Below are 6604 nucleotides of genomic sequence, written 5' to 3'. Positions count from 1 at the left end.
CCGCCCGGGCGGGGGGAATCCCCGGCCGAACCCTGTCCCAACGCCGTATCGCGGTGGTCAGCTCCAATCCCGTCGTCGCCGAGGCCGCCATCCGGCAGATCGCCTCCCGCGGGGGCGAGGGGGTCGTCGCCGCCAGCCTCGCGGACCTGCCCGAGCACGCCGACTTTTTACTTGTGGATCATACCCTACGACCGACAGGACCGCCGGACGACCGGCCGGCCATCATCCTGCTCTCGCCCGAGGATCGCGGCCTGATCGACGACTACCGGGCCCGCGGTTTCGCCGGCTACCTGATCAAGCCCCTGCGGCCAGCCTCCCTGGCGCAGCGGGTGGTGGCGGCGGCTCGGGGCCGGAGTCGGACCGGGCGCCTCGACGACCGGATCGCCCCGGCCGCAGCGCCAGGCCTGCGGGTCCTGCTCGTGGAAGACCACGCCATCAACGCCCTGCTGGCCACCGCCATGCTCAACCGGGAAGGCTGCGTGGTGGACCCCGCCGCGGGCGGCCGCGATGCCCTGGCTGCAGTCGTCGTGGGTGCCTATGACCTGATCCTGATGGACATGCGCATGCCCGGGATGACCGGCCCCGAGACGGCCCAGGAAATGCGTAACCAGGGGGTGAAGACCCCGATCGTGGCCCTGACCGCCAACACCTTCGAGGATGATCGCCAGATCTGCCTCGCGTCGGGCATGGACGATTTCCTGGTCAAGCCCCTCACACCCGATGCCCTCAGACGGATCCTGTCCCGGGTGGCCCGGGGCTGGAACGAGCCCACCGGGCGGCGGCGCTGATCCTGTTCCCATAATTAAGAGCCGGCTGCTGGACGGCAGGGGCGGCGCACGCCAGTCTTCCCAAGGCCGCGGTCTGGCGGCGCGACGGATGCGGCGATGAACCCCAGGGGCGACGAAGGGCCGGCCGAGGCCCAGCTGACCGGCCTGAAGGCCCTGGCCGTCTACGGCGAGCGGCGGTCCCTGGTCATGATGGCCCTGGGCTTTGCCTCGGGCCTGCCCAACCTGCTGATCTTCGACACCCTCTCGGCCTGGCTCAGGGACGCCGGCCTATCCCTGGAGGTCATAGGGGTCTTCAGCCTGGCGACACTCGCCTATTCGGTAAAGTTCCTCTGGGCACCCCTGGTCGACCGGGTGCCCATCCCCGGCCTGACCCGGGCCCTGGGCCAGAGGCGGGCCTGGATGCTGGCCTGCCAGGCGATCATCATCCTGGCGCTCCTGGCCATCTCGGGGGTGGACCCCTCGAAAAGCCTGGGCGCCATGGGCACCCTGGCGGTCCTGGTGGGCGTGGTCTCGGCCACCCAGGACATCGTCATTGACGCCTGGCGGATCGAAGCGGCCGGGCCTGCGCGGGCCGGCGCCATGGCCGCCGCCTATCAGTGGGGATACCGGATCGCCATGATCGTGGCCGGGATCCTGCCCCTGGTCCTGAGCGACGTCATCGGCTGGGGCGGCTCCTACGCCCTGATGGCGGCGCTGATGCTGGCGGGAACCGCGGGCGTCCTCGCCGCCCCCCGGGAGGCGGACGCCATCGCGCGCGCCAAGGACCCCGATCCTGTCGCCGCAAGGCCCGGACGGGACGCCCTGGAATGGGCAGGCCGCGGAGGCCTCGTCCTGGCGGCGGCAGCCCTTCTGGGGTCGGGCCTGTCGGGAAATCCATTCCTGCTGGGCGCCCCCCTCTCCGCCCTTGGCCTGGAGGGACTTGCAGGTTCCCTCGCAGAACTCTGGGCGGCGAAGCCGGTGGGCGCCATCGCCCAGGTGGTCTCCGCCCTGGGCGGGCTTGCCCTGCTGGCCACAGCGGTCCTGCCCCTGCCCGGCGCGCCGACTCGGCCCGGTCGCTTCCTTTTCCAAGCCCTGGGCGAGCCCCTGGCGGACTTCGTCCGGCGGCACCAGGGGACGGCGGCCCTGATCCTGGCCCTGATCTGCGTCTATCGCCTGCCCGACTTCGTGCTGAACATCATGAACCCCTTCTATCTCGACCTCGGGTTCTCGAAGCTTGAGATCGCGGAGGTGCGCAAGGTTCTCGGGGTGATCATGTCCGTGGCCGGCGTCGGGCTGGGCGGCTGGGCGGTGGCGCGCCTGGGCCTGATGCGGGCCCTGGTGATCGGTGCCTTCGCAGGCCCGGTTTCAAACCTCGTCTTCGCCTGGCTGACCCTGCAGGGGCCCCAGCTCTGGGCCCTCGCGGCGGCGATCGGCATCGACAACCTGGCCTCGGGCTTCGCCGGCACCTGCCTGATCGCCTACATTTCCAGCCTGACCAGCCGGGGCTTCACCGCCTCGCAGTACGCCCTTTTCTCGTCCCTCTACGCCCTGCTCGGCAAGCTGATCGCCTCGCAGTCTGGGCGCATCGTCGAGGGGGCGGCCCGGCTGGCGGATGCGCCGGGCGGGATCCTCCTGCCGGCAGCGTCGGGGGCCTTCGGCTCAGCGGTGGCGAAGTCCGGGGTGAGCGCCGCGGGGCTGGGAACCGGCTACGTGGTCTTCTTCGTCTACTCGGCCGGCCTTGGGGCGGCGGGGGTGGTCCTGACCCTGATGGTCGCAGGCCGAGAGGCCCGCCGCCGGCGGGACGGCGGGACGGGGGATCAGTCCCCCGCCTGACGCGCCCGCTCGATCGACTGGCGAATGATCTCGCCGGTCTCCGCGGTATCGGCCCAACGGCCGACCTCCGACGTCTTGTTCTTCTCCAGGTCCTTGTAGTGGGTGAAGAAGTGGGCGACCTGCTCGGTCAGGATGGGGGGCAGGGCCCGCCAGGAATCAATCCCGGTGTAGTAGGGGTGGAGCTGGTCCACCGGCACGGCCAGGACCTTCTCGTCCTCCCCCGCCTCGTCGGCCATGATCAGGCAGCCGATCGGCCGGCAGCGGATGATCGCGCCCGTCGCCACCGGGGTGAGGCCGACCACCAGTATGTCCAGCGGGTCCCCGTCCCCCGACAGGGTGTGGGGAATGAAGCCATAGTTTCCCGGATAGAACATGGCCGTGTGCAGGAAGCGGTCGACGAACATGGCGCCGGAGGCCTTGTCGAGCTCGTATTTGACCGGCGCGCCGCCCTGCGGGATCTCGATCAGGGCGTTGATGTCGTAGGGCGGATTCACTCCGACCGGGATGCGGGAAATGTCCATGTCGGTCTCCTTGGTGGCGCGATGCCGATCAGACTGCTGCTATGGCCCAATGGCGAGGGGGGCGGAAGGGGCTGACAGGCACCGATGTCTGTTCTATAGAGCCCTCAACATCGTTTGTGGCGTTGGATGACGTATACGAGCGGCGGGCTGCGGCCCGGCCGCTTTTTTGTTGGATCAAGGGGCGCCCGGATGGGGTCCCCCCGGCAGGGCTCGGAGAGACCAAATGCGCGGCAGGACGGCGGAGGACGCCCGGCTCCTGGAACTGCTCGACCCGGTGGCGGAGGCTGCTGGGTACGAGATCGTGCGCCTGAGGCTGATGGGCAGCGAACACGCGCGCCGACTGCAGATCATGGCTGAGACCCCGGAGGGGGAAATGAATGTCGAGGGCTGCGCCCGGCTGTCCCGCGCCCTGTCCGAAGTCCTGGACGCCGCCGATCCGGTGGCGGGCATCTACACACTTGAGGTCTCGACCCCGGGGGTCGACCGGCCCCTCACACGGCTGAAGGACTTCGAGACCTATGAAGGCTTCGAAGCGCGGATCGAGCTGGACCGCCTGGCCGAGGGCCGGAAACGCTTCCGCGGCGAACTCGCCGGCGTCGAGGGCGACCAGGTGGCCGTCAACCTCGAGGAAGAGGCCGAGACCGCGCTGATTCCCTTCGCCTGGATTCTAGAGGCGAAACTGATCCTGACTGACCGGCTGATGGACCGGGGCGCCCAAGAGCGCGCCCGCCGCCTGGCCGCCGGCCCCAACCCCGATTCCGACCAGGAGGACGTCCCATGAGCCCAACAGGGATCGCCGCGAACCGGCTTGAGCTTCTGCAGATCGCGGAGGCGGTGGCGCGAGAGAAATCCATCGACCGCGAGGTGGTCATCTCGGCCATCGAAGAGGCCATCCAGAAGGGTGCCCGCGCCCGTTACGGCGCCGAGCACGACATCCGCGTGCGCATTGATCCCAAGACCGGCGAGACTTCGCTGAAGCGCGTGATCCGGGTCATTCCGGATGACGAGACCTTCACGGATGACGACGGGCTACCCGTCGAGCCGATTGGCGTCCGCCGGCTCTCCGAAGCCCTGCGCGACGACCCGGAGGCCGTTGTCGGCAAGACCTACGAGGAAGTCCTGCCGCCCTTTGAGTTCGGCCGGGTGCAGACCCAGATGGCCCGGCAGGTTGTGACCGGAAAGGTCCGCGAGGCTGAGCGGGAGCGCCAGTACGAAGAGTACAAGGACCGGGTCGGAGAGATCGTCAACGGCGTGGTCAAGCGGGTGGAGTACGGCAACACGGTCGTCGACCTGGGCCGCGGCGAAGGCATCATGCGCCGCGACCAGTCCATCCCCCGGGAAAACTTCAACATCGGCGATCGTATCCGCTGCTACATCTATGATGTGCGGCGCGAGGCCAAGGGCCCGCAGATCCTTCTTAGCCGGGCCCACGGCGGCTTCATGGCCAAGCTGTTCGCCCAGGAAGTGCCAGAGGTCTATGACGGCGTCATCGAGATCCGCGCCGTCGCGCGGGATCCCGGCAGCCGCGCCAAGATGGCGGTGGTCTCCAACGACAGCTCCATCGACCCCGTGGGTGCCTGCGTCGGCATGCGCGGCAGCCGGGTTCAGGCGGTCGTCGCCGAACTCCAAGGCGAGAAGATCGACATCATCCAGTGGAACCCGGATGAGGCCACCTTCATCGTCAACGCCCTGGCGCCCGCCGAGGTCTCCAAGGTGGTGATGGACGAGGAGGACGAGCGGGTCGAAGTGGTGGTGCCGGACGAACAGCTGTCCCTGGCCATCGGACGCCGCGGCCAGAACGTTCGCCTGGCCTCCCAGTTGACGGGCTGGCAGATCGACATCATGACGGAGAGCCAGGAGAGCGAGCGCCGCCAGCGCGAGTTCGCCGAGCGCACCGCCCTGTTCCAGGAAGCCCTGGACGTGGACGAGGTGATCGCCCAGCTCATCGTGACCGAAGGCTTCGCCACGGTGGAGGACGTCGCCTATGTGGACGCCTCCGAGATCGCCGCCATCGAGGGCTTTGACGAGGATACCGCCGAGGAGATCCAGGCCCGGGCCCGGGACCACCTCGAGCGTGAGGCCGCCGAGCTTGACTCCAGCCGCCGTGAACTCGGCGTGGAGGATGGCCTCCTGGAGATCCACGGCGTGACCCTTCCCATTGCCGTGGCGCTTGGCCAGGGTGAGGTGAAGTCCGTGGAGGACCTCGCGGGCCTGGTGCCGGATGACCTGCGCGGCTGGTACGAATCCCGAAATGGGGAGCGCGTGCGCGAGCCGGGCATACTCGAGGCCTTCGGGATGGAAGCCGCCGATGCGGAAGCCCTGATCCTGCGCGCCCGCGTCGCCATGGGCTGGATCGAGCCGGCACCGGAAGTGGTCGAAGAGGAAGTCGAGGTCGAGCTGAGCGAAGAGGAAATTGTCTTCGGTCAGCCGAGCACCACAGGAGCCTGACGCTCGGGTGACTCTCGCCGGACCCAGAACCCACGCCGAGGCTTCGCGCCAGAGCCGCGACCTGGCGTCAGGCGAGGTGCGTCCGCGCGAGACCATGATCCGGTTCGTCGCAGGACCTGACAACCAGGTGGTCCCTGACCTGGCCGGGCGACTGCCCGGGCGGGGACTGTGGGTGGCCGCTGACCGGGTCTCCGTCGAGACCGCGGCAAAGAAGGGCCTGTTCAGCCGGTCGGCCCGGACAGCGCTGAAGGCCAGCCCGGACCTCGCCGCCCAGGTCGAGGTCCTGTTGCTCAGGCGACTGCTGGACGGACTGGGCCTCGCCCGACGGGCGGGGGATCTGGTCACCGGTTTCGAGAAGGTCGTCTCCACGGTGGGCGAGGGCCGGGCCGCCTGGCTGATCGAGGCGACCGATGGGGCGCCCGATGGCCGCCGAAAGGTGCTTTCCGCCCTCCGGCGAGCCTCCCCGTCGCCGGGCCTCGCCGGGCTCTGGACGGGGGAAGAATTGAGTTTGGCCTTGGGGGGCGAGAATGTGATACACACCGTCTTCCTTGTGGGACGGGGTGCCGACCGTTGGGCATTTGATGTCCAGCGGCTTTCAGGCTTCCGGCCCCTGGTTCCGGAGTCTTGGAGCGACGCGCCTGCGCCCGCTCCCGGGTCTTCGGATCCGGCCCAGGGCGTGTGAATTTCGAAGTGGGCCGGACCTGTCCAGCCGGATGTAAAGCGAGCGCATGAGCGACGAAAAAGACAACGGCCGCCCCACCGCCCCTGGCGGACGCCAGCCCCTGACCCTGAAGCCGCGCCTCGGCGCCGGATCGGTCAGCGCCGGCACGGTCAAGCAGAGCTTCAGCCACGGTCGCTCCAAGACGGTGGTGGTTGAGACCAAGCGCGCGCGAACCCTGGGATCCGCCCCGGGAAACCTCGCCGGGCCCTCCCCCGCCGAACGCCGCACCACGCCGCCCGCAGCGCCCGCGCCCCGGCCCCCTGCACCCTTCGCCCCTGTCGATGGCAATCTTTCCGCTGGGGAGCTCCAAGCCC

Annotated in this window: 7 protein-coding genes; 6 read left to right on the top strand and 1 reads right to left on the bottom strand. The window is 69.2% G+C overall.

Going from position 1 to position 6604, the window contains the following annotated elements:
* On the top strand, nt 1-788 hold a 788-nt coding region (locus tag WCJ52_RS10565), incomplete at its 5' end, for a response regulator (protein ID WP_336903270.1).
* 96 nt (nt 789-884) lie between these two features.
* Nucleotides 885-2600, top strand: coding sequence for an MFS transporter (locus WCJ52_RS10560; RefSeq protein WP_336903269.1), 1716 nt, complete (start codon nt 885-887; stop codon nt 2598-2600).
* On the opposite strand, the gene ppa is transcribed toward WCJ52_RS10560, so the two are convergent.
* Complete coding sequence (gene ppa, locus WCJ52_RS10555; protein WP_336903268.1) at nt 2585-3121, bottom strand: inorganic diphosphatase; 537 nt, start codon at nt 3119-3121, stop codon at nt 2585-2587. The genes WCJ52_RS10560 and ppa overlap by 16 nt on opposite strands.
* Before the next feature lie 223 nt (nt 3122-3344).
* Between ppa and rimP the strand changes: the two genes are divergently transcribed.
* The 4 genes from rimP to WCJ52_RS10535 form a co-directional block, all read left to right on the top strand.
* A complete protein-coding gene (rimP, locus tag WCJ52_RS10550; protein WP_336903267.1) occupies nt 3345-3902 on the top strand; it encodes a ribosome maturation factor RimP in 558 nt (185 codons plus the stop codon).
* A complete protein-coding gene (nusA, locus tag WCJ52_RS10545; protein WP_336903266.1) occupies nt 3899-5569 on the top strand; it encodes a transcription termination factor NusA in 1671 nt (556 codons plus the stop codon). Before rimP ends, nusA begins: the two co-directional genes overlap by 4 nt.
* A gap of 7 nt (nt 5570-5576) precedes the next feature.
* Nucleotides 5577-6251 carry an RNA-binding protein gene (locus WCJ52_RS10540; protein WP_336903265.1) on the top strand — a complete coding sequence of 225 codons (675 nt, stop codon included), beginning with the start codon at nt 5577-5579 and terminating at the stop codon, nt 6249-6251.
* A 46-nt stretch (nt 6252-6297) separates the two neighbouring features.
* Nucleotides 6298-6604 (top strand): translation initiation factor IF-2 associated domain-containing protein (locus WCJ52_RS10535; RefSeq protein WP_336903264.1); only part of this gene is annotated, 307 nt, incomplete at its 3' end.

The organism is Phenylobacterium sp. (assembly GCF_037138395.1).
Lineage (GTDB): Bacteria > Pseudomonadota > Alphaproteobacteria > Caulobacterales > Caulobacteraceae > Phenylobacterium.
The sequence above is the reverse complement of the archived record's forward strand: the minus strand, read 5'-3'. Positions and strand labels throughout refer to the sequence as shown.

Bases quoted from the DNA above. Each gene is read 5' to 3' on its own strand.
- nusA (WP_336903266.1), top strand. From the start codon at position 3,899: ATGAGCCCAACAGGGATCGCCGCGAACCGGCTTGAGCTTCTGCAGATC.
- rimP (WP_336903267.1), top strand. From the start codon at position 3,345: ATGCGCGGCAGGACGGCGGAGGACGCCCGGCTCCTGGAACTGCTCGAC.
- WCJ52_RS10560 (WP_336903269.1), top strand. From the start codon at position 885: ATGAACCCCAGGGGCGACGAAGGGCCGGCCGAGGCCCAGCTGACCGGC.
- ppa (WP_336903268.1), bottom strand. From the start codon at position 3,121: ATGGACATTTCCCGCATCCCGGTCGGAGTGAATCCGCCCTACGACATC.